The organism is Zhongshania aliphaticivorans, from assembly GCF_001586255.1.
Lineage (GTDB): Bacteria > Pseudomonadota > Gammaproteobacteria > Pseudomonadales > Spongiibacteraceae > Spongiibacter > Spongiibacter aliphaticivorans.
Genome location: NZ_CP014544.1, coordinates 2,137,336 through 2,159,003 on the forward strand (window position 1 = coordinate 2,137,336; position 21,668 = coordinate 2,159,003).

19 protein-coding genes and 1 tRNA gene are annotated in these 21,668 nt (G+C 50.9%); all 20 read right to left on the reverse strand.

Features of this window, described 5'->3' with window-relative positions:
• Window positions 1–121 precede the first annotated feature (121 nt).
• Window positions 122–2,548, reverse strand: coding sequence for an endopeptidase La (gene lon / locus AZF00_RS09440; protein WP_008250077.1), 2,427 nt, complete (start codon window positions 2,546–2,548; stop codon window positions 122–124).
• 180 nt (window positions 2,549–2,728) lie between these two features.
• On the reverse strand, window positions 2,729–4,003 hold the full coding sequence (clpX, locus tag AZF00_RS09445) for an ATP-dependent Clp protease ATP-binding subunit ClpX (RefSeq protein ID WP_008250076.1): 1,275 nt from the start codon (window positions 4,001–4,003) through the stop codon (window positions 2,729–2,731).
• 119 nt (window positions 4,004–4,122) lie between these two features.
• Entirely contained in the window at window positions 4,123–4,755 is a 633-nt protein-coding gene (gene clpP, locus AZF00_RS09450) for an ATP-dependent Clp endopeptidase proteolytic subunit ClpP (protein ID WP_008250075.1), read from the reverse strand.
• 121 nt (window positions 4,756–4,876) lie between these two features.
• Complete coding sequence (gene tig, locus AZF00_RS09455; RefSeq protein WP_062383621.1) at window positions 4,877–6,205, reverse strand: trigger factor; 1,329 nt, start codon at window positions 6,203–6,205, stop codon at window positions 4,877–4,879.
• A gap of 80 nt (window positions 6,206–6,285) precedes the next feature.
• Window positions 6,286–6,370: transfer RNA gene (locus AZF00_RS09460), tRNA-Leu, on the reverse strand.
• 186 nt (window positions 6,371–6,556) lie between these two features.
• A complete protein-coding gene (gene fadA / locus AZF00_RS09465) occupies window positions 6,557–7,732 on the reverse strand; it encodes an acetyl-CoA C-acyltransferase FadA (protein ID WP_008250073.1) in 1,176 nt (391 codons plus the stop codon).
• Window positions 7,733–7,750: 18 nt separating this feature from the next.
• The gene (gene fadB, locus AZF00_RS09470) at window positions 7,751–9,898 is read right to left on the reverse strand and encodes a fatty acid oxidation complex subunit alpha FadB (protein ID WP_062383624.1); all 2,148 of its coding nucleotides are present in this window, start codon (window positions 9,896–9,898) and stop codon (window positions 7,751–7,753) included.
• 119 nt (window positions 9,899–10,017) lie between these two features.
• Entirely contained in the window at window positions 10,018–11,079 is a 1,062-nt protein-coding gene (locus tag AZF00_RS09475) for a beta-N-acetylglucosaminidase domain-containing protein (protein ID WP_062383627.1), read from the reverse strand.
• Window positions 11,080–11,090: 11 nt separating this feature from the next.
• Complete coding sequence (gene gcvT, locus AZF00_RS09480) at window positions 11,091–12,209, reverse strand: glycine cleavage system aminomethyltransferase GcvT (protein ID WP_062383629.1); 1,119 nt, start codon at window positions 12,207–12,209, stop codon at window positions 11,091–11,093.
• A gap of 96 nt (window positions 12,210–12,305) precedes the next feature.
• Window positions 12,306–13,082 (reverse strand): TatD family hydrolase, encoded by a 777-nt coding sequence (locus AZF00_RS09485; protein WP_062383632.1) that lies wholly within the window; start codon window positions 13,080–13,082, stop codon window positions 12,306–12,308.
• A gap of 77 nt (window positions 13,083–13,159) precedes the next feature.
• Window positions 13,160–13,510 (reverse strand): PilZ domain-containing protein, encoded by a 351-nt coding sequence (locus AZF00_RS09490; protein ID WP_008250068.1) that lies wholly within the window; start codon window positions 13,508–13,510, stop codon window positions 13,160–13,162.
• A gap of 66 nt (window positions 13,511–13,576) precedes the next feature.
• Window positions 13,577–14,566, reverse strand: coding sequence for a DNA polymerase III subunit delta' (locus tag AZF00_RS09495; RefSeq protein WP_062383635.1), 990 nt, complete (start codon window positions 14,564–14,566; stop codon window positions 13,577–13,579).
• Window positions 14,559–15,215, reverse strand: a complete 657-nt coding sequence (gene tmk, locus AZF00_RS09500) for a dTMP kinase (protein WP_062383638.1) — start codon at window positions 15,213–15,215, stop codon at window positions 14,559–14,561. The genes AZF00_RS09495 and tmk overlap by 8 nt, the downstream gene beginning before the upstream one ends.
• Window positions 15,216–16,271, reverse strand: coding sequence for an endolytic transglycosylase MltG (mltG, locus tag AZF00_RS09505; protein WP_062383639.1), 1,056 nt, complete (start codon window positions 16,269–16,271; stop codon window positions 15,216–15,218).
• A complete protein-coding gene (gene pabC, locus AZF00_RS09510) occupies window positions 16,264–17,088 on the reverse strand; it encodes an aminodeoxychorismate lyase (RefSeq protein WP_062383642.1) in 825 nt (274 codons plus the stop codon). The genes mltG and pabC overlap by 8 nt, the downstream gene beginning before the upstream one ends.
• A gap of 8 nt (window positions 17,089–17,096) precedes the next feature.
• A complete protein-coding gene (gene fabF / locus AZF00_RS09515) occupies window positions 17,097–18,341 on the reverse strand; it encodes a beta-ketoacyl-ACP synthase II (protein ID WP_008250063.1) in 1,245 nt (414 codons plus the stop codon).
• Window positions 18,342–18,474: 133 nt separating this feature from the next.
• Entirely contained in the window at window positions 18,475–18,711 is a 237-nt protein-coding gene (gene acpP / locus AZF00_RS09520; protein WP_008250062.1) for an acyl carrier protein, read from the reverse strand.
• Between the two features lie 213 nt (window positions 18,712–18,924).
• Window positions 18,925–19,662 carry a 3-oxoacyl-ACP reductase FabG gene (gene fabG, locus AZF00_RS09525; RefSeq protein ID WP_062383645.1) on the reverse strand — a complete coding sequence of 246 codons (738 nt, stop codon included), beginning with the start codon at window positions 19,660–19,662 and terminating at the stop codon, window positions 18,925–18,927.
• A 25-nt stretch (window positions 19,663–19,687) separates the two neighbouring features.
• Window positions 19,688–20,632 (reverse strand): ACP S-malonyltransferase, encoded by a 945-nt coding sequence (fabD, locus tag AZF00_RS09530; protein ID WP_062383648.1) that lies wholly within the window; start codon window positions 20,630–20,632, stop codon window positions 19,688–19,690.
• A gap of 25 nt (window positions 20,633–20,657) precedes the next feature.
• Entirely contained in the window at window positions 20,658–21,665 is a 1,008-nt protein-coding gene (gene plsX / locus AZF00_RS09535) for a phosphate acyltransferase PlsX (protein WP_082793664.1), read from the reverse strand.
• Window positions 21,666–21,668 lie beyond the last annotated feature (3 nt).

The following is a 21,668-nucleotide window of genomic DNA, read 5'->3' on the forward strand; positions in this document are numbered from 1 at the left end:
AAAAAAATTTTTAAGTGTCACTGCTGGCAGTCACATACCTGCGCAAGGACAGTGACAGCCGCATGCGCAAAGAGTGGGATTTATACCAACTGCGCCTCTTACGGTCAAGGAATCTCTGCGGCTAGTGTGCGTTTGCGCGCGCTTCGCCCAAGATATCATCATTACCGTCCACACTTTTGTGGTTATCGTCAATACCTGCCAAATAAGCTTCTTCAGAAATCTCTTTTGGAATACTTTCCAGTGCGATATTCAGCACTTCGTCAATCCATTTAACGGGGCGAATTTCCAAGTCGGCTTTAATGTTTTCAGGTATCTCTTTGAGGTCCCTCTCATTCTCGGACGGGATTATAACGGTTTTTATACCGCCGCGGTGAGCTGCAAGCAGTTTTTCTTTCAAACCACCAATTGCCAGCACCTGACCGCGCAAAGTAATCTCGCCAGTCATCGCCACATCGGAGCGTACCGGGATACCCGTTATCACTGAAACCAGTGCTGTGCACATCCCAACGCCGGCCGATGGCCCATCTTTTGGGGTTGCACCCTCTGGCATATGAATATGTATATCGTGGCGGTCATGGTAGCGCGCGGGGATACCCAGGCGCTTAGAGCGGCTCCTCACAACGGTGGTTGCCGCTTGAATAGACTCTTGCATGACGTCGCCAAGTGAGCCGGTTTTAATATGCCGTCCCTTACCAACCACCGACACTGCCTCAATCGTCAATAACTCGCCGCCAACGGAGGTCCAAGCCAAACCAGTAACCTGCCCTACCTTATTTTCTTCTTCGGCCTTGCCATAGTTATAGCGACGGACGCCAAGATAGTCTTCTAGATTACCGGACACCACTTTAATCACGCCGCTTTCGCCATTCAGCGCGAGATTTTTTACGACCTTGCGACAAACTTTAGCGACTTGTCGCTCGAGCCCGCGGACCCCGGCTTCACGCGTGTAGTAGCGCACGATATCCTGCAGCGCATCCTCATCAATACTGGCCTCAGTTTCCTTAAGCCCATTGTTTTTTAACTGCTTCGGAATCAGGTAACGACGCGCAATATTGATCTTTTCGTCTTCGGTGTAACCCGGAATCCGTATAACCTCCATTCGATCCATCAGCGCTGGCGGAATATTCAAGGAGTTCGAGGTACAGATAAACATAATATCTGAGAGATCGTAATCGACCTCAAGATAGTGATCATTAAAGGCGTGGTTTTGCTCGGGGTCGAGAACTTCCAGCAAAGCAGATGCTGGATCACCGCGATGATCCATACCCATTTTGTCGATTTCATCGAGTAAAAACAGCGGATTGCGAACCGAGGCCTTGGACATCTTTTGAATGACTTTACCCGGCATAGAGCCAATATAAGTGCGGCGATGCCCGCGAATTTCAGCTTCGTCGCGCACGCCACCCAAGGCCATACGCACAAATTTACGATTAGTGGCTCGCGCAATAGACTCGCCCAGAGATGTTTTACCAACCCCTGGCGGCCCAACGAGACACAAAACCGGCCCCTTCACTTTCTTTACTCGCTTCTGAACCGCAAGATACTCAAGTATCCGGTCTTTGACTTCATCGAGACCGTAATGGTCTTCATTTAAAATTTCAGCAGCCCGCGCAAGGTCATGCTTAACCCGCGAGCGCTTTTGCCAGGGAATACTCACTAGCCAGTCGATATAGCCACGTACCACAGAGGCTTCTGCCGACATGGGTGACATCATTTTCAGTTTAGCCAGCTCTGCCTTAGCTTTATCCAGCGCCTCTTTGCTCATGCCCGCTTTGTCTACGCGGCTTTCGAGTTCTTCGAGTTCGTTTACACCTTCCTCTGACTCACCCAGCTCACGCTGAATAGCCTTCATTTGCTCATTGAGGTAGTACTCGCGCTGACTTTTTTCCATTTGCTTTTTGACGCGACCACGAATCCGTTTCTCAACCTGGAAAAGGTCAATTTCGGACTCCATTAGCCCCATCAAATGCTCTAAACGCTCGCGCTCGTCAACCATCTCCAGCACCGCTTGCTTCTGCTCAAGCGCCATATTCATATGGGCGGCAATGGTGTCGCCAAGGCGACCGGGATCGTCTATACCCGACAGCGATGTGAGCACTTCGGCGGGAATTTTCTTGCTGAGATTAATGTATTTCTCAAATTGGGAGATCGCCGAACGCAACATGACTTCGGATTCTTCTTCCCCAATTTTAATCTCTTCCAATACATCAATTTCTGCACTGAAATAATCTTCTTCGGCAGTAACGGCGTTGAGCACAGCTCTGTAGCTGCCCTCAACTAAAACTTTCACGGTGCCGTCAGGAAGCTTCAACAACTGCAAGATATTGGCAACAGTACCAATATCGTAAAGGTCGTCGGTACCTGGCTCATCTAGATCTGGATTGCGCTGTGCAGCAAGCACAATTTCCTTATTGCTTGCCATGGCCAGTTCAAGTGCGCGTATCGACTTATCGCGCCCAACGAACAGGGGGATCACCATATGGGGGTAAACCACCACATCGCGCAAAGGAAGCAGTGGCAGCTCCTGTATTTCTCGCTTATCGGCCATTTAATCGCCTCGCATAATATTTGTACAATCCGGACACAACGGATATTTCGCCTGTAATACAGACAGCTTAAGCCTAAGATGGGGACTTAGCACAGTAAAAACAAGACTTGACTAGCAAAGATTGTGACAAAAAAGAGACCCGCCGCGAAAATAACTCACGCGGCGGCTTTGGAGCGGGGTTTATTCTTCCGGAGCGACCTTGCGTTGCTCACTGTAAACCAAGATTGGCGCAGAATCGCCCTTGATTACCGAGCCATCTATGACAACTTTGCTGACGTTTTCCATTGAAGGCAAGTCGTACATAGTATCAAGTAGTACGGACTCTAAAATCGAACGCAGACCACGAGCACCGGTTTTGCGGGTCATTGCCTTTTCAGCAACTGAGCGCAAGCCGTCTTCCCGGAAATCAACTTCCACACCTTCCATATCAAAAAGCTTGGAATACTGTTTGGTCAGCGCATTTTTGGGTTCAGTCAGAATGCTGACCAATGCATCGATATCAAGCTCTTCCAGCGTTGCGATCACTGGCAGACGACCAACAAATTCTGGAATCAAGCCATAGCGCACCAAATCATCCGGTTCAACATCAGCCAGTATTTCACCAACATTGCGAGCTTCGCTCTTGCTCTTAACCTCTGCACTGAATCCGATACCGCCTTTTTCAGAGCGATCACGGATAACGCGATCTAGGCCAGCAAAGGCGCCACCACAGATGAACAGGATATTCGAGGTATCGACCTGCAAAAACTCCTGCTGGGGATGCTTGCGGCCACCCTGCGGCGGCACAGATGCAACAGTGCCCTCGATTAACTTCAGCAGCGCCTGCTGCACACCCTCACCCGATACATCACGTGTAATTGATGGGTTATCCGACTTCCGCGAGATCTTATCGATTTCATCGATATAAACAATGCCCATTTGGGCCTTTTCTACATCGTAATCGCACTTCTGAAGCAGCTTTTGAATGATGTTTTCAACATCTTCACCCACGTAACCGGCTTCGGTTAAGGTGGTTGCGTCAGCAATAGTAAAAGGCACATCAAGCAGTCGCGCCAAAGTCTCTGCCAACAAGGTCTTGCCGCTACCGGTCGGACCAATCAGCAATATATTACTCTTGCCCAGCTCGATATCGTCTTTGCCTTTTTCGCCTACACGCAAGCGCTTGTAATGGTTATAGACCGCTACTGCGAGCACCTTTTTTGCACGCACTTGGCCAATAACATACTGATCTAACGTATGATTAATTTCTTGCGGCGTTGGTAGCTTGTCGCGACCAGCTTCGCTCGCCGCTTCCTGCACTTCTTCGCGAATAATGTCGTTACATAGGTCAACACATTCATCACAGATAAAAACAGACGGGCCAGCAATTAACTTGCGGACTTCGTGCTGGCTTTTACCACAGAAGGAACAGTACAGCAGCTTGCCGTTTTCGTCTGTGCCGTCTTTGCTACTCATTCATTCCCACCTTGTTCTATTTGCATGGCGATATCCACCTTAGGGTAAAGATGACGCCTTTTAGCTATTTTTGCAAGTTTGCCCACTTAAGTGCAAACCTGCGGCAATGTGTGGTGCGCTTATTTGCGGTCAGTCAAAACTTGGTCAACCAAGCCGTAATCGCAAGACTGCTGGGCGTTCATGAAGTTGTCCCGCTCAGTGTCCTTAGCAATGGTTTCATAGCTTTGGCCAGTGTGCTGAGCCATAAGATGATTCAAGCGTTCGCGGATAATCAGAATCTCCCGCGCTTGAATATCGATATCCGTTGCCTGCCCCTGAGCACCACCACTGGGCTGGTGAATCATTGTGCGAGCGTTTGGCAGAATAAAGCGTTTACCTTTTTCGCCACCGCTCAGCAAGAACGCGCCCATACTGGCCGCCTGGCCAATACACATGGTGCTCACATTGGGACGAATAAATTGCATGGTGTCATAAATAGACAGGCCTGCCGTTACCGAACCACCTGGCGAATTTATGTATAAATGAATATCTTTATCTGGATTTTCTGATTCCAAGAACAGCAACTGAGCCACGATTAGGTTAGCCATATGGTCTTCAACCTGACCAACACAGAAAATCACTCGCTCTTTAAGAAGACGCGAATAAATATCATAGGAGCGCTCGCCCCGCGCCGTCTGTTCGACGACCATAGGCACCAAGCCTAGATTAGTAATAGAATTATTGTTGATACCGTCAATCGAGTTGCGCGACATAGTAAACACTCTTCCGTATCGTTAATGGGTAAGCGGATTTTTCACCTACCAGAAAAAAAACAAGCGACGGAACCCTAAGGCTCAGTCGCTTGTTCGCAGATAAGCAGAGCAATCTAGCAAATTAAGACGCGTCTGCCTCTTCCGCCGGTGGCGACATAACTTCTTCGTAGCTTAAAGTTTCTTCGCTAACCTTCGATTTTTCAAGCAATTTCTCAACAACTTCCTCTTCAATGACCATACCTTCGATCTGCTGAAGCTGCTGGGGGTTACCCATGTAGTGATTGATAATCTCGTCTTTATCTTCGAAGCTAGCCGCCATCTCTTCAAGAGCAGCGCGAACCTTGTCTGCGTCGGCTTTAATACCTTCTGCGCTAATTAGCTCATTGAGTACCAAGCCTAATTTAACACGACGCTCCGCGTTATCACGGAAAAGCTCGTCGGGAAGGATGTCTGCTGCATTAAGCTTTTCAGCCATTGCGCCAAACTGCTGCATTTGCTGTCCGCGCAAAGCCTCAATCTCTTGACTAACAAGCGCTTTAGGCACCTGCAAATCAGAATGCACCTTTAGCACACCTTCCATGACTTGGTTCTTAATGCGGGACTTAGTCGCATTTTTCAACTCCCGAGCCATATTTTTTTCTACTTCAGCGCGAAAAGCGTCTAAACCGCCCTCTTTCACACCAAAAGCCTCAAACAATTCTTCATTGAGTTCAGGCAATTCTTTGGCGCTAACAGAGTTCAAGGTAATCTTAAACTCAACCGCAGCGCCCTTAAGGTCTTCGCTGTGGTAGTCCTCAGGAAAAGACACGGCAATAACCTTTTCTTCTCCGGCTGCCATCCCCTCGATTCCCGCTTCAAAGCCAGGAATCATACGGCCAGAACCGAGCTCTAGATCAGAACCTTCAGCCTTACCACCTTCAAACTCTACACCATCTTTAGTGCCAAGGTAGTCGATATTAACTTTGTCGCCATCGGCTGCGGTGCGCTCAACAACACTCCAATCAGCACGCTGAGAGCGCAGATTTTCGATCATCTTATCGACATCAGCGGCAGTGATTTCGGCAACCGGCTTTTTCACCACAATCGAGCTGTAATCTTTGGCTTCGATTTCTGGGAATACTTCGAAAGTGGCAACAAACTCAATGTCTTTACCGGCTTCCAAGCTTTTTGGCTCGATTTCTGGGCGACCAGCAGGCTTTAGCTCTTGCTGCTGAATGGCTTCGTAGAAGCACTCATTCATTACTTCGCCGAGTACTTCCATGCGTACCGACTGGCCGAAACGCTGGCGAACCACGCTCATCGGCACTTTACCGGGACGGAAGCCATCAAGCTTTACGGTTTTTGCAGCTTTTTGCAGACGGCTATCAACTGCGCCATCTACACGGGCGGCAGGAACACCTACAATCAGACGGCGTTCTAGGCCAGAAGTCGTTTCAACGGAAACTTGCATCGATGATCCTCAAAACAGGTCTTATAAGCACAAATGGCCACTTCGGCATCGAAGCGGCCATTCATAAGAATTCTTTGAAATGGTGCGGATGGAGAGACTCGAACTCTCACGCCTTGCGGCACCAGAACCTAAATCTGGCGTGTATACCAATTTCACCACATCCGCACACCCGTAAACCGACTTAAGGTATTGAATTATCTCGGTTTACAAACAAAATCGCAGGACCTCAGTCCCGCGAGGAACGAGATTGTGCCACAGCCCATGACCGCGATCAAGCGAAGCTGCGACACAATTTCAGACGTATTCTTAATTAATGACAATTTCACTGCTAAGAATACGCCAAAGGAGCACTTAGACGCGCTCGATAATCGTACTAATGCCCTGCCCCATACCAATACACATAGTCGCCAAACCTACTGACGTGTCGCGTTGCTCCATAACATTCAACAAGGTAGTGACAATACGGGTACCTGAACAGCCAAAGGGGTGACCCAGGGCAATCGCACCGCCATTAAGGTTAACCTTGTCGTCCATTTTATCCAGCAAGCCCAAGTCTTTAAGCACAGGCAGAGATTGCGCGGCAAACGCCTCGTTAAGCTCTACGGTCTGGATATCGTCCATGCTCATCCCAACGCGCTTAAGCGCTTTATGGGTTGACGGAACTGGACCATAGCCCATGATTGACGGGTCGACACCAGCAACGGCCATTGCCGTGATCTTAGCCCGCGGCGTTAAACCAAGATCCATTGCCCGCTGACCAGACATCACGATCATTGCAGAGGCGCCATCGGCGATCTGCGAGCTAGTGCCTGCCGTTACAGTACCGTTGCGAGGGTCAAATGCTGGGCGCAGCTGCGCCAAACTCTCTAGCGTCGTTTCAGGGCGAACCGTGGTATCGGCTTTCACCAATATTTTGCGACCGTCTTCAGCGTGGCCTTCCATCGCAAAAATCTCATTATCGAAGAGTCCCTTAGCCTGCGCTTCAGTCGCGCGCATATGCGAGCGCAGACCGAAGGCGTCTTGCTGCTCGCGGCTAATGCCGTGCATCATGCCGAGCGCCTCGGCGGTCATGCCCATCATGCCTGCAGCGCGCGCCACGTATTTGCTCGCCTGCGGGTTAGGGTCAACACCGTGGTTCATGGCCAAATGACCCATATGCTCAACGCCACCGACCATAAAGGTGTCACCGCAGCCACTCATAATTGCGCCAGCAGCGGTGTGCAGTGCAGACATTGAAGAACCGCACAAACGGCTCACAGTCTGCCCCGCTACTTCATGAGGAAGCTTGGTAAGCACAGAAATCATTCGCGCAATATTCCAACCCTGCTCATTCGTCTGGTTCACACAGCCCCAGATCACATCTTCAAAACTCGCCGGATCCACACCGGGATTGCGCGCCAATAGCGCATCAATCAGGGCCGCCGATAAATTTTCAGCACGTACATTCCGAAACACGCCGTTTTTAGAGCGCGCCATTGGGGTACGGGCGCAATCGACAATTACCACATCATTTGCTTTAAAAGTCATTACTGTATCTCCGCCCGATTATTTAAAGAAAGTTTCGCCATTCGCCGCCATCGCCCGCAGGCTGGCAGTAGGCTGGTACAAGGGCCCGAGATCTGCATAGCGGTCAGCCATTTCGCAGAATGCTTTAGCACCCATCTGATCGATATAGCGCAACGCGCCACCGCGGAATACAGGGAAGCCAATACCCATAACCAAGCCCATATCGGCGTCAGCTGGGTCACGCAAGATACCTTCATCAATGCAGCGCACGGTTTCGATACACATCGGTATCATCATCCGCGCCTGAATGTCGTCATCGCTCAGCTCAACACTGGCTTGCTTGGCTTTAGCTGCCATTTCCAGGGCAGTGTCGTCTTCACACTTCTTGGGCTTGCCCTTCTTGTCTTCTTCGTAGCGATAGAAGCCAATGCCGTTTTTCTGACCGTAACGCTTGGCCTCAAACATCATCTGCGAAATACCGGTAAAGTCGTGACGCATCCGATCTGGGAAACCGTCAGCCATGACTTCAGCGGCGTGGTAGCCGGTATCAATACCCACAACGTCCATCAAATAAGCTGGACCCATTGGCATACCGAAGCCTTCCATCACCTTGTCGACTTTGCGGAAATCGGCGCCATCGCGAATCAGCATGTCGAAGCCAGCAAAATAAGGAAACAGTACGCGGTTTACATAAAAGCCCGGGCAATCGTTAACGACAATTGGGGTTTTACCCATTTGGAGTGCGTACTTAACAACCTTAGCAACAGTCGACTCGCTGGTTTTTTCACCGCGAATAACCTCAACCAAAGGCATTGCATGCACTGGATTAAAGAAGTGCATACCACAGAAATTCTCTGGTCTTTCAAGAGCTTCCGCGAGATGTGTAATGGAAATTGTAGATGTATTCGACGCTAAAACCGCATCTTTACGGATATGTTTTTCGGTCTCAGCAAGTACTGCGCGCTTCACTTTTGGGTTTTCAACAACGGCCTCGACGATAACGTCTGCCTTGTCGAAACCGTCATAGCTCAATGATGGGCGAATGCTGTTCAATACCGCAGACATTTTGTCAGCGGTCATACGGCCGCGAGACACACGCTTGGCCAGCAATTTGCCCGCCTCCTTCATGCCCAGCTCAATACCCGCTTCGGCAATATCCTTCATCAAGATTGGTGTGCCCTTATAAGCGGACTGATAGGCAATACCGCCGCCCATTATGCCCGCACCCAGCACGGCTGCTTGCTTAACATCGCCACCGGCTTTGGCAAAACCACGCGCAGCTTTGCTCACTGCCTGCTCGCTTAAGAACAAACCAACCAGCGCTGCAGATTGTGGCGTGCGTACTAACTTAATAAAGTGATCTATCTCAACTTCAATCGCTTCTGCGCGGTTGAGACCGGCATTGCGTTCCATTGACTTAGCGGCAGTCAGGGGAGCAGGCATATGGCGACCAGCTTGCTGAGCAACCATTGCTTTACCAGTGGTAAAGGACATCATTCGCTCAATGTCATTCAACTTAACCGGCGTGGTTTTCTCTACGCGGCGCGCTTTATAGTCAAACTCACCGGCAATAGTACTTTTCAGTAAGTCTAGAGAAGCCTCTTTTAATAACTCAGGTGCGACAACGGCATCGACACCGCCATCTTTTAAAGCGGCATCTGGCTTCTGTTGGTTGCCAGTGGCTACCCACAACATCGCGTTATCGCAGCCGATGACGCGCGGCAAACGCACTGTGCCACCAAAACCAGGGTTAATCCCTAATTTTACTTCTGGCAAGCCAACAATGGCTGCCGTTGACATAACCCGGTAATCACAGGCCAAGCACATTTCAAAACCGCCACCCAAGGCAACGCCGTTAATCGCGACAACCGTTGGTACTGGCAAATCTTCAAATGCGTTGAAGACATCATTGGCTTGCTGAGCCCAGCCGCGTAACTCGGCGTCTGGCAGCTTGAACAGCTCCGTAAATTCGGTAATATCTGCACCAACAATAAATACCGACTTTCCGCTGGTAACCAAAACCCCTTTGAGGCCCGCTTCCTCCGCAAGGGCCGTGGTGGCTTCACCCAGCTCCTGAAGCGTTACACGGTTAAATTTATTTACTGAATCGCCTTCAAGGTCGAAACAGAGCTCTGCAATCCCATCTTCTAGGTATTTTGCAGTTAACGCCTTGCCTTGATAAATCATCGTTGTTCCTCAAATTGAGTTTGTGGCGACGGCATTTACCGTACGCCCCATGTTTTCCATGTAAACATCGCGCGCTAAAACTACCTTATTACCAAAACCTTGGCAAGCTAAGCCGCTATTTAATCGGTTAAACACGCCGGATCAAATCGATAGCCCTCACCTAACCAATCACAAACTTCCTCAGCTACAGGGTGCCGCACAGCTGCGTACTCTGCAATATAGCGCTGTTTTGCATTTTCGCTGAGGCCATCTAGGCCCTGCCGCTGAAATATCGTCATATCTCGTTTCAGCAATGACGCCAATACTGCGGGTAACGGGCTAAGCACGGAATCTAACAATTGCTCAGAATCATAGCCTGCCCTGCCAGTATAGACGGCTGCCAGCGTTGGCAAGACTAGGCCCGACAAATGAAATTGATTCATTGGATTAACCATATGACCGGCGCACCATGCCGACAACTGCCAAGGTCGCCCAGTAAAGGGAGCCAAATGCAGAAAACGACTGGTTTTACGCCCGTCATTAACTGGGTAGTTGTCCCAAAGCAGGGGTTTTCGCCCGAGCAATGCTGTGGCTCGTGCCATATCCTCTTCGGAATACGCCTCGCTAATAACGCGATTCCCAGTCCACAGCAAATCGATATCGGGAGCTAAGCCAGCATCCAAATCCGCAAAGTAATTATCGGGGCAGCGACCAAACAACTCCTCAAGAATTGGATCAAAACTATAGTAGCTCGGACAAACCGCGAGCTTTACCTGGGGAAGCTGGGCGCGAATATCATTGACCACCGCCAGCTGGTTTTCAGCAAGTTGCGGATTTCCGGCGGGTAAATCGTCAAATAACACCCACAAAATATCGGGCTTTAGCTCAGCGATTGCAGCAATTTTACGCGCTAGTTTGATTTTGTCTGTCGGCGTGTAATTGGCTTGAAGGCCCGCAGGCGAAAGGCCTAGCCCCCACGAAATTCCCGAGCGACGACAGTGTTCGCCCAGTATTAATAAATTATCACGATGACTTGCGCTAAAATCCTGTGGCCATTCACTGCGTAGACTAACATCGGCCTTCGGCGCGTAAATGTAGCTACCATAACCCCATTGACGCAGCAGTCCCGGCAGTGAAAAACGCTGCGCCCACGTCCATTGGCGACCGTAGAAGCCTTCAATAAGTCCGGGCGCAAATGCCATATTAATATCCTTTAACCGCGATAATAACGCTGCTCAACAAAAGGGCTTTTACGTAGCGTTAGTGGCAATAATTTACCTCGAACACTGGCGTAGAGCGCCTCACCCTGACTGAGTGCTTTTGTTGCGACGTAGGCCATCACTATAGGGCGCCCGATACTCGGACCGAAACCGCCGCTACTGACTCGCCCAAGCACACTGCCCTCAGCATTGACGATCTCAACACCCTCGCGCACTGGCGCTCGCCCTTCAACGTCGAGCAAGACCCGCTTTTCTGCGGTGCCTTCAGCTAATTGTTTGGCGATAACAGCTGCGCCGGGATAATTTCCGGCCCGCGCCTCACCGGGACGCCGCACCTTGGAGATCGCCCACAGCAAATTGGCGGAGACGGGCGAAATACTCTCATCCATGTCATGACCATAAAGGCATAGGCCCGCTTCTAGACGCAGCGAGTCTCTGGCACCGAGGCCAATAAACTCCACTTCGTCTTCGGCCAATAAAAGGCGCGCTAACTTTTCTGCGTCAGCGGCAGCAACGGATATCTCAAAACCATCTTCGCCGGTGTAACCGGAGCAACTCAGCCAGCAATCAATGCCAGCAACTTGACAGGACAGCGTATCCATAAACACCATATTGGCAGCCGCTGGCGCCAAACGTGCCATCACCTGCCGCGCGGCTGGCCCCTGCAATGCCAGCAAGCCCTGATCCACCAGCATTTCCATGCTGATGGATTCCGGTAAATTCTGCCGCAGCCACGCATAATCTTGGTCTTTACAGGCGGCATTCACCACTAACATAAAACTGTCGCCGCAGTTGGCGAACATAAGATCATCGCGAATGCCGCCCTGCTCATTTGTTAACAAGCCATAGCGCTGGCGATCAAGTGGCAAACCCAACACATCTTGCGGCATCAAGGCTTCCAGCGCTTGCGCAATATTTTCTCCGCGCAAGCGAATCTGCCCCATATGCGACACATCAAATAAGCCCGCCGCATTACGCACTTGCAAATGCTCTTTCATTACACCCATGGGGTACTGCACCGGCATATCATACCCTGCAAACGGCACCATTTTTGCGCCAAGCTCGCGGTGTAATGCATTTAGGGCAGTGGTTTTTAATACTTCAACGGTCATTTACATCTCCGAAAGGATTTGCGACTGATAGGCTAGGCAATGGCCAACAGAACACAAATTCGCTAAATTCACTTATCAACGTCGGGGGCGGGACTATCAGCGCCCCAAGGAAAACAGCTGTTCAAAATTTGCGGTGGTTTGCTGGGCAACGTCAGCAAAAGACAAGCCTTTCAATTCGGCAACACACTCGGCTACTTCAACAACGTATTTCGGTTCATTTTTTTTACCCCGGTAAGGCACCGGCGCAAGATATGGCGAATCGGTTTCAACAAGTAAGCGCGACATAGGCACCCGGCGGACAACCTCACGCAATTCCTGCGCATTCTTAAAGGTTATGATGCCTGAAAAAGAAATGTAGTAACCCATGTCGAGTGCGGCTTCAGCCATTTCCCACGACTCCGTGAAACAGTGCAGCACGCCACCCACCTCAGCCGAGCCATGTTCAGCAATCAGCTTCAACGTATCGGCACGCGCATCGCGGGTGTGCACTATTGTGGGTTTTCCGCAACTGGCCGACACCTGTAGGTGTTGGGTAAAGCTTTGTTGCTGCTCTTCTTTGCGCTCACTGCTGTAGTAATAATCCAATCCCGTCTCACCAATGGCAACAACTTTGGGATGATCTGCCAGCGCCAACAGCGTCTGCTTAGAGCAAATTTCGTCAGCGATATCCAGAGGATGAATACCTACCGAAGCGTAAATATTTGGAAATTTTTCAGCAATCGCCACCACCGCTGGCGCGTTATTAAGATCGATACCGATGCACAACATACGGTCAACCCCCCGCTCAGTGGCGGCTTTAACCGCAGCATCGAGGCTCCCGTCATAAGGGCTGAGGTCAATACGATCAAGATGACAATGACTGTCTACAAGCATGAACTTCTCGTTTGGCATTCTGGTTTGAGATATAACGTAGATCCGACACGTAAATAAAATCTACGCGACACGCCGATTTACATCGTGTGAGTGGGCTTGTCTGATTCAATGATACCGGCAAGATAGGATTCAATTTTTTTGTTAGCAATACCGTCCCCGCCAACAAATTGAACACCGACACCAGCCGCGCGATTGCTCTGTGCACCGCGTGGCGTTATCCACACAACTTTGCCGGCAATAGGCAATTTCTCGGGTTCATCCATTAGTGTTAACAGCATAAACACTTCGTCGCCAACCTTGTAAGGCTTGGTTGTCGGCACAAAAAGACCGCCGTCGCGAATAAAAGGCATATACGCCGCATACAATACGGCCTTGTCACGAATAGTCAGTGACAAAATGCCATTGCGTGCACCCTGCGCACCACTCATAAATGTAAACCACCCTGCGGAATTGAAGCGTTATAACGTGTTGATATTGGCATCATAGCAATATGTTTAAGCAACCGCACGACTTTGGCACAATTGCGCCCACTCGAGGAATACGCCTTCCAATATCAAGCGCTTATTCAGCGCAACGCCACGGCTAAAACTACTCCGCAGTTTCAGGGCGCGCTCTAAACTGCCGATGACACTCTTTGCTGGAAGCGATTTAAAGCGCCGCCAACTCTCGGCAGTTAAAGCTTGGTCTGCCAATTGGTAGCGAGACAGCGACAGTAAGCGCGCCACCCACCAGTCGAGCACCTGCAATATATCTGCGTCTAGCATCTCCTCCGCAAATTGCAAAGGGCTGCGCTGCCCGTCTACTAAGGCCATCAAGCCCTTGTCAAAACGCTCGCGACTTGCCAAACCATCGTCGTCAAAGACCTGCCGCGCCGCCAGAGGCCGCCCACCCGCTTCCGCTAATAGGCGTTGTGCCATGGCTTGATCGCCGACATAATCTCGCAACCATGGCTCAGTGAGCTCGGGGCTCGGAATACCAAAGCTTAATTGCAAACAGCGCGAACGTATTGTCGCTAGCAGCTGGCTGCTGCTGTGACTGACTAATATGAGTAGCGTGCCGCTGGCCGGTTCTTCAAGGGTTTTAAGCAATGCGTTGGCGGTATTCGCGTTCATCGCCTCAGCGGGGTGTATAAGCACCAGCTTCCGACCACCGTCACGATGAGCGTGTTGGGCCGAAAAATGTTGCAAGCTGCGCACTTGATCGACGCCTATTTGCCGCTTCCCTTCCTCGGGAGAAATCTCGCGAAAATCCGGATGGGAAGCATCACTTTGAAAATGACAGCTGCGACATTGTCCACAAGCTGCCAATTCTCCCGGTGATTCGCACAGCAAATAGGCCGCTAGGGCCTGGGCAAATCGCAATTTACCAATCGCACTGGGGCCACTCAACAATAAGGCGTGGGGCAAACGCTCAGCGCGGATCTGCTTTTGCACATCTTGCCACTGCGCCATTTGCCAGGCGTAGGCATGTTGTGGCTCAGACATTTGCGGCGACCTGATACGCTGCTAGTTGCGGTTTCAGGGCGGCGGCAATGTCTCCTTGCACGCTCGCTAGGTCTGCGCTGGCATCAATTAGTTTAAACCGCTGCGGCTCGGCGGCAACCCGCGCCAAATAGCCCTCGCGCACCTTTTCAAAGAAATCGTGTTTTTCTTGTTCAAAACGGTCGAGATCACCCCGTTCGCTGGCTCTGGCCATACCCACGTCGACAGGGGCATCGAGCAGCACGGTGCAATCTGGCCTTAATACGCCCTGCACCATCGTTTCTAAGCTGGCAATAACATCGGTAGACAAGCCCCGCCCCCAACCTTGATAAGCAAAGGTAGCATCGGTAAAACGATCGCACAAAACCCATTCGCCACGTGCCAACGCAGGTACAATTACCTGATTAATGTGCTGAGCGCGGGCTGCGAATACCAAGAGTAACTCTGTGAGTTCGCACATCGTCTCTTCGCGGGGCACTACTAAGGTATTGCGAATTTCTTCTGCGAGAGGCGTACCGCCAGGCTCCCGACTAACAATATAAGGAATTCCCGCTGCGTCGAGCAGCTGGCAAATAAAAGCGATATTAGTCGATTTACCTACGCCCTCAGTGCCTTCAACAGTGATAAAGCGGCCTTTGGCTGGCGTGTTCATTTATTTCTCCGGAAGCGGTGGCGCCGAGCGGTAATCCGCGCGGCGCTTTTGCACTTGATAGCGTTTTACTGCGGCTTCGTGCTCTTTCAAGGTAGCCGAAAAATAATGGGTACCGTCGCCCTTAGCAACAAAAAATACCGCGTCGCCATCCGCCGGGTGCAAGGCAGCGTAAATCGCTTCTCGCCCTGCTAATGCAATGGGACTGGGAGGAAGGCCATTTTGCCGATAAGTATTATAAGTATTGCTGTCGTCCCGCAGATGCGAGCCTCGCAAATTACCCTGATAGCTGTCGCCTAAGCCGTAAATCACGGTTGGGTCGGTTTGCAGACGCATTCCTGTCTGCAGGCGCCGCACAAACACCCCGGCAATTTCTGCCCGCTCGTATGCAACGCCGGTTTCCTTTTCAATAATCGAGGCCATAATCAAGGCCTCGTAGGGGTTAGCGTAGGGTAGATTATCAGCGCGAGCCTCCCATTCGTCAGCCAGCACCCTTTGCATACGCTGGTAGGCTCGAGTCAAAATTAGGCTCACTTTGTCGCCGCGATAGTAGTCATAAGTATCGGGGAAAAACAAACCCTCGGGCTCTTGCGCCATGGGTTCGGTAATATTTAATTGCGCCCACAGGTCAGCGTTTTGACTTAGCTCTTGCTTCTCAAGTAAATCTTGCGTCTCCAAGTAACGCAGCAACTGAGCCAAGGTCCAACCTTCCACAAGCGTCAGCTGATGGCGAACCACGTCACCTAAGCGCATCATCGCCAAACTTTCAGCGACAGTCATACCTTCCTCAAAACGATACTCACCCGCTTTTATATCGGCAGCCTGAGGGTGCAGACGACCATATATTTTCAATACATAAGGTTTACTTATCCAGCCGCGCTCTGCGAGTAGCGTCACCATACTCGAATACGCAGTACCCGGTGGTAAAACAAAAACTTCGGTACTTTCTGCTAGCGGTAAAGGCTTATTAAGATAAGAATTGAGATACCACACCAAGGCCAGCGCAGTGAGTATGAGAGGGAATAATAGCGCCAGCAGGGCTTTAAATACTTTAAGCATAGAAATGTGACTCAAACTCCCGCTGTAACTGTCGACTCATCGGACCTATGGCCTTATGCATACATTCTATTTTTATTACTGGCCAAATACCGATAACACTATTGCAAATAAATACCTCGTCGGCCTTACGTAGTGTCGACATTTCCACGGCCCCGATGACCACCCGCAGCCCTATTCGCTTAGCCGTAGAGAGGATCTGCTGGCGCATAATGCCGTTGACACCACAATCATTCAAGCTAGGAGAAACTAAACAGCCCGCTACCACCATAAACACATTACTCCGAGTGGCTTCGATAATTTTGCCGGCCTCATCAAGCACCAGGCCCTCATCAAATCCCCGGCGTTGCATCTCCCCCGCCGCCAGCACCTGCTCTAGACGGTTAAGGTGCTTGATACCGGCAAGCTGCGGTTGGCGAGCCAGCCGAGTTTGACACAAGCCAAGCGCAACGCCCTGCTGCCAATATCCCGTTGCCACTGGCGCCAAGGGAGATAGACTAACAATCCGATGCGACGCCGCCGCTAGGGGACTATAACCCCGGTTTACGGCGCCGCGAGTCAGTACAATTTTTAAAATTGCATCGTTAGCGCCTACATTCGCTATTAATCGCGAGCAGTCCCCGGCGAGCACATCGGTATCACAGGGAATGCTTAAGCGGCGGGCTCCTTGCGCTAAACGCTGGAGATGCTCATCCAGCCACAGCGCAGAACCATTGCGAACCAATATCGTTTCAAATAGACCGTCGCCATAGGCTAGGCCTCGATTATCGAGGCTAATACTATTGGCGAACTGGCCATTCACCAAGCTTGCCGACGTCATTAGTTTACTCAACTACTGAGTTGGCCAAACAATAAGCTGCCATTAGTGCCACCAAAACCAAAGGAATTGGACAACACCCGCTGCAACTTGCGTGGCTGTGCCGTGTGGGGCACGTAATTTAAATTGCAGCCCTCCTCCACGTCATCGAGGTTGATCGTCGGTGGCGCAACTTGGTCACGCAGCGCTAAAATTGAGAATATAGCCTCTACCGCGCCTGATGCCCCCAGCAAATGCCCGACCATAGACTTGGTTGAACTCACTGCAATTTTTTCGGCTGCAGGGCCCAATAGGCTTTCAATGGCGCGGCTTTCCGCAACATCTCCGGCGGGCGTAGAGGTGCCGTGGGCATTGATGTAATCGACTTGATCGGCATTTAAGCGTGCATCGTCTAAGGCGCTCTGCATTGCCGCGCGCGCGCCGCGTCCGTCTTCTGGCGGCGAGGTCATGTGAAAGGCATCGCAGCTCATACCGAAACCCAAGATCTCAGCATGAATATGCGCACCGCGGCGTTTGGCAAACTCATACTCTTCTAACATCAACATCCCAGCGCCATCGCCAAGTACAAAACCGTCACGGTTTTTATCCCATGGCCGACTTGCGCGTTCGGGATCATCATTGCGGGTCGACATGGCTCGGGCCGCCGCAAACGCACCCAAACCCACCGGGGTGGTTGCCATTTCGGCACCACCCGCCAACATTGCGTCAGCGTCTCCGTAGGCGATCATCCGCGCCGCCATACCGATATTGTGGGTACCTGTTGTGCACGCCGTTGCGATCGCAATACTCGGCCCCTGCAGATTGTGCTTAATAGCAACAACACCAGCGATCATATTAATAATGGCGCCGGGTACCGTAAACGGCGATATCTTGCGCGGGCCGCCATTATTTAATATCTGCCTGCTGTTTTCTATCAGGCCTATGCCGCCAATGCCAGAGCCTATCGCGGTACCTATACGGTGGGCGTTCGTGTCATTGACCTCGATACCCGAATCTTCAAGAGCCTGCTCTGCTGCCGCCACACCGTAGTGAATAAACGGGTCAAAACGTTTGGCTTCCTTGGCAGACATATAGTCATTAATGTCGAAATTTTTTATGGCGCCCCCGATACGGGTGGCAAACTCGCTAACATCGAAGCGATCAATTGCCGCGATACCACTTTTCCCCGCAAGAATATTGCGCCAAGTTTCAGTTACTGAATTTCCAAGTGGGCTGATTATGCCCATCCCGGTGACGACAACTCTTCTCTTATCCATAATACTCTCCCGACTCCAAGCACGTGCTGTATACGCTCTATTTTAAGACACGGATGCCACACGTTCAGACATAAAAAAAGCCGTTCTACATTACATAGAGACGGCTTTTTAAACGGCTAGGCCGTTATATTACTTACTGAAGATTGGCTTTGATGTAATCAATGGCCAGTCTAACAGTGGTAATTTTTTCAGCTTCTTCATCAGGAATCTCAGTTTCAAATTCCTCTTCCAGAGCCATTACCAGTTCAACCGTGTCCAGCGAATCTGCGCCGAGGTCTTCTACGAATGATGCAGACTCTGACACATCTTCTTCTTTAACACCCAGTTGCTCTGCAACAATCTTCTTGACGCGTTCTTCAATGCTACTCATGGTCGTTGGTGACTCCTAATTGATATTAAAATTTTGGGCCTGCTTCCCGGTGGCCACTTAACTTGGCCACAAGCCAAAAGCATGACCACCGAAAAATTGTGTTTCATATCGCCAGCACTTCGGCGCTCATTCTACCGCGACTGATGCCGCTTGTGCATAGAAAAATATGAAAAATTCACGCTCAGGCAAGATTTTTCCTTCCTGAGCATATGTTTACGCCATATACATGCCACCGTTAACATGGATTGTTTCACCAGTAACATAGCCTGCAACATCGCTTACCAAGAAAGCCACTACCCCGGCAATCTCTTCCGGGCTGCCTAAGCGCTGCAGCGGTATTTGAGTTTTTAGCGCCTCGCGCTGATCGTCACCCAGCTTTTTGGTCATATCGGTGTCGATAAATCCTGGCGCCACCCCATTAACGGTGATACCTCGCGACCCGATTTCCCGCGCCAGCGCGCGAGTGAAGCCATCCATACCCGCTTTAGCCGCAGCATAATTGGTTTGCCCAGCATTACCCATTGCGCCAACCACGGAGCTAATATTAATGATGCGACCCCAGCGGGCCTTAGTCATACCGCGCAAACAGGCTTTACTTAAGCGGTAAAGCGAGTTGAGATTGGTGTCGATAACGTCATACCACTCATCGTCCTTCATGCGCAGCATTAAGTTGTCTTTGGTGATACCGGCGTTATTTACCAACACCGCTGGCGCGCCAAACTGTTCAGTAATCGCCTTCAGTGTCGCGTCTACCGACTCAGTGTTTGACACGTTCATCATCATCCCGACGCCGCTAATTCCGCTAGCCTTAAAATGTTCGGTAATTGCGTCGGCGCCACCGTCTGTTGTCGCCGTGCCAATAACCTGATAACCCATATTGCCAATCGCAATAGCGATTGCCTGACCAATACCGCGGCTTGCGCCTGTGACCAATGCTACTTTCGCTGTCATTTTCCCGCTCCTAAATAGAATTAATTTATTGGGCAACAGCTTCCAGTGCCGCAGCCAGTGTTTCGGGTGACTCAATATTCAAACAACTTAGCGATTTTTCTATGCGCTTGTTCAAGCCGCTCAACACTTTACCCGGGCCAGCTTCTATAGTCGTCGTAATACCCGCTGCAGCCATCGCCTCAACACAAGACACCCATTTTACCGCACTGTAAATCTGCTCCACCAACAAGACCTTGATCGCCGAGGGATCGCTTTCAGTTTTGCCGTGCACATTGTGCACTACTGGGATTTTTGGTGATTGCAAACTCATAGCAGCTAAAGCTTCAGCCAATTTTTCGCCCGCTGGTCGCATCAAAGAGGTATGGAAAGGTGCGCTTACCGGCAAGGGCAGTGCGCGCTTAGCCCCTGCAGCCTTAAGTAACTCAATCGCCTTTTCGACACCCGCCACCTTACCGGCAATTACAACCTGACCCGGCGAATTGAAATTTACCGCCTCAACCACGCCCGCCGCTGACGCTTGCTGGCAAATATCAATAATTTGCGCATCATCCAAGCCCAACACGGCCGCCATCGCGCCCTCGCCCACGGGCACCGCTGTTTGCATATACTGACCACGCGCATGCACCAAGCGCACCGCGTCAGCAAAATCAATTGCACCAGCACAAACCAAGGCAGAAAATTCACCAAGACTATGACCGGCCATCAAAGAAGGCTGCAAGCCTCCCTGCTCACACCACAAACGCCATACCGCAACACTGGCGGTCAATAATACCGGCTGAGTAGTTTCAGTTAGATTAAGCTGGGCTTGCTCGCCATTTTGCACCAAACCCCACATATCGTAGCCCAAGGCCGCGGAGGCCTCGGCAAAAGTCGCTTTAACAGAGGGAAAAGCGGCGCCAAGCTCAGCTAGCATACCGACTTTTTGCGAGCCCTGACCGGGGAAAACCAAGGCAAGTTGCTGGGTATTCATTCCATGTATCCTTAATCAGTGAGTTTTAAGATGTTGTTTCTAATTGCTTTTCGATTTGAGCCTGCAAATCATTGCGAACCGCCCTTGCGGCCTGACGAATTGCCGACTGAAATCCTTGCGCGCCGGAACTGCCATGGGTTTTTACGACAATGCCGTTAAGCCCAAGCAGTGCCGCGCCATTATAGCGATCGGGATTAATGTCGCGCTGGAACGCCGTGATTACAGGGCGAGCCAAAAGGCCCACGAACATACCGTATAAGTTTTTTTTGAATCGAGCTCGCAGCTGGCTCGCTATAAAACTTGCCGTACCTTCGCAGACCTTTAACGCCACATTGCCTGCAAAACCATCACAAACAACCACATCGACGTCCGCCGAAAACAGATCGCCACCCTCAATGAAGCCGCAATAATTCAAACGAGAATCCGCACTAATAAGTTCAGCAGCATCCCGTATGGTCGCAGTTCCCTTAGTCAGCTCAGAGCCGATATTCAATAGCCCTACGCGAGGCGACTCACTGCCATCAAGAACCCGACACAAGGCCGAGCCCATTTGCGCAAAGTGATGCAATTGCTGGGCATCGCATTCGACGTTGGCACCAAGATCAAGCAGGAAAGTATGGCCGCTCACGGCGGGAACCGGCGCACAGATGGCCGGGCGCTTGATGCCAGGTAAACGCGTTAACACAACACAACTCATAGCAACGAGCGCGCCAGTGTTCCCAGCGCTGACCACAGCGGAAACAATACCGTCGCGAAGCAGCTCAAGAGCAATGTACATTGAGGAATTTTTTTTGCTACGAAGTGTTCGACTGGGTTGATCATCCATGGCCACGACATCGGGCGCATGATGAACACTTAAGCGAGTCGAATCAAATTTTTCACTGGCAAGCGCAAGCGTAATGGCAGGCTCATCGCCGACCAAGAGGATATGAAGAGCTGAATTGAGATTCAGCGCATTTACAGTGGCAGGAATAGAAGAGCGGAGACCGTGGTCTCCGCTCATTGCATCAACGGCGAGTCGCAGCGATGCCACGCA

Bases quoted from the DNA above. Each gene is read 5' to 3' on its own strand.
- lon (WP_008250077.1), bottom strand. From the start codon at position 2,548: ATGGCCGATAAGCGAGAAATACAGGAGCTGCCACTGCTTCCTTTGCGC.
- clpX (WP_008250076.1), bottom strand. From the start codon at position 4,003: ATGAGTAGCAAAGACGGCACAGACGAAAACGGCAAGCTGCTGTACTGT.
- clpP (WP_008250075.1), bottom strand. From the start codon at position 4,755: ATGTCGCGCAACTCGATTGACGGTATCAACAATAATTCTATTACTAAT.
- tig (WP_062383621.1), bottom strand. From the start codon at position 6,205: ATGCAAGTTTCCGTTGAAACGACTTCTGGCCTAGAACGCCGTCTGATT.
- fadA (WP_008250073.1), bottom strand. From the start codon at position 7,732: ATGACTTTTAAAGCAAATGATGTGGTAATTGTCGATTGCGCCCGTACC.
- fadB (WP_062383624.1), bottom strand. From the start codon at position 9,898: ATGATTTATCAAGGCAAGGCGTTAACTGCAAAATACCTAGAAGATGGG.
- AZF00_RS09475 (WP_062383627.1), bottom strand. From the start codon at position 11,079: ATGGCATTTGCGCCCGGACTTATTGAAGGCTTCTACGGTCGCCAATGG.
- gcvT (WP_062383629.1), bottom strand. From the start codon at position 12,209: ATGACCGTTGAAGTATTAAAAACCACTGCCCTAAATGCATTACACCGC.
- AZF00_RS09485 (WP_062383632.1), bottom strand. From the start codon at position 13,082: ATGCTTGTAGACAGTCATTGTCATCTTGATCGTATTGACCTCAGCCCT.
- AZF00_RS09490 (WP_008250068.1), bottom strand. From the start codon at position 13,510: ATGAGTGGTGCGCAGGGTGCACGCAATGGCATTTTGTCACTGACTATT.
- AZF00_RS09495 (WP_062383635.1), bottom strand. From the start codon at position 14,566: ATGTCTGAGCCACAACATGCCTACGCCTGGCAAATGGCGCAGTGGCAA.
- tmk (WP_062383638.1), bottom strand. From the start codon at position 15,215: ATGAACACGCCAGCCAAAGGCCGCTTTATCACTGTTGAAGGCACTGAG.
- mltG (WP_062383639.1), bottom strand. From the start codon at position 16,271: ATGCTTAAAGTATTTAAAGCCCTGCTGGCGCTATTATTCCCTCTCATA.
- pabC (WP_062383642.1), bottom strand. From the start codon at position 17,088: ATGACGTCGGCAAGCTTGGTGAATGGCCAGTTCGCCAATAGTATTAGC.
- fabF (WP_008250063.1), bottom strand. From the start codon at position 18,341: ATGGATAAGAGAAGAGTTGTCGTCACCGGGATGGGCATAATCAGCCCA.
- acpP (WP_008250062.1), bottom strand. From the start codon at position 18,711: ATGAGTAGCATTGAAGAACGCGTCAAGAAGATTGTTGCAGAGCAACTG.
- fabG (WP_062383645.1), bottom strand. From the start codon at position 19,662: ATGACAGCGAAAGTAGCATTGGTCACAGGCGCAAGCCGCGGTATTGGT.
- fabD (WP_062383648.1), bottom strand. From the start codon at position 20,632: ATGAATACCCAGCAACTTGCCTTGGTTTTCCCCGGTCAGGGCTCGCAA.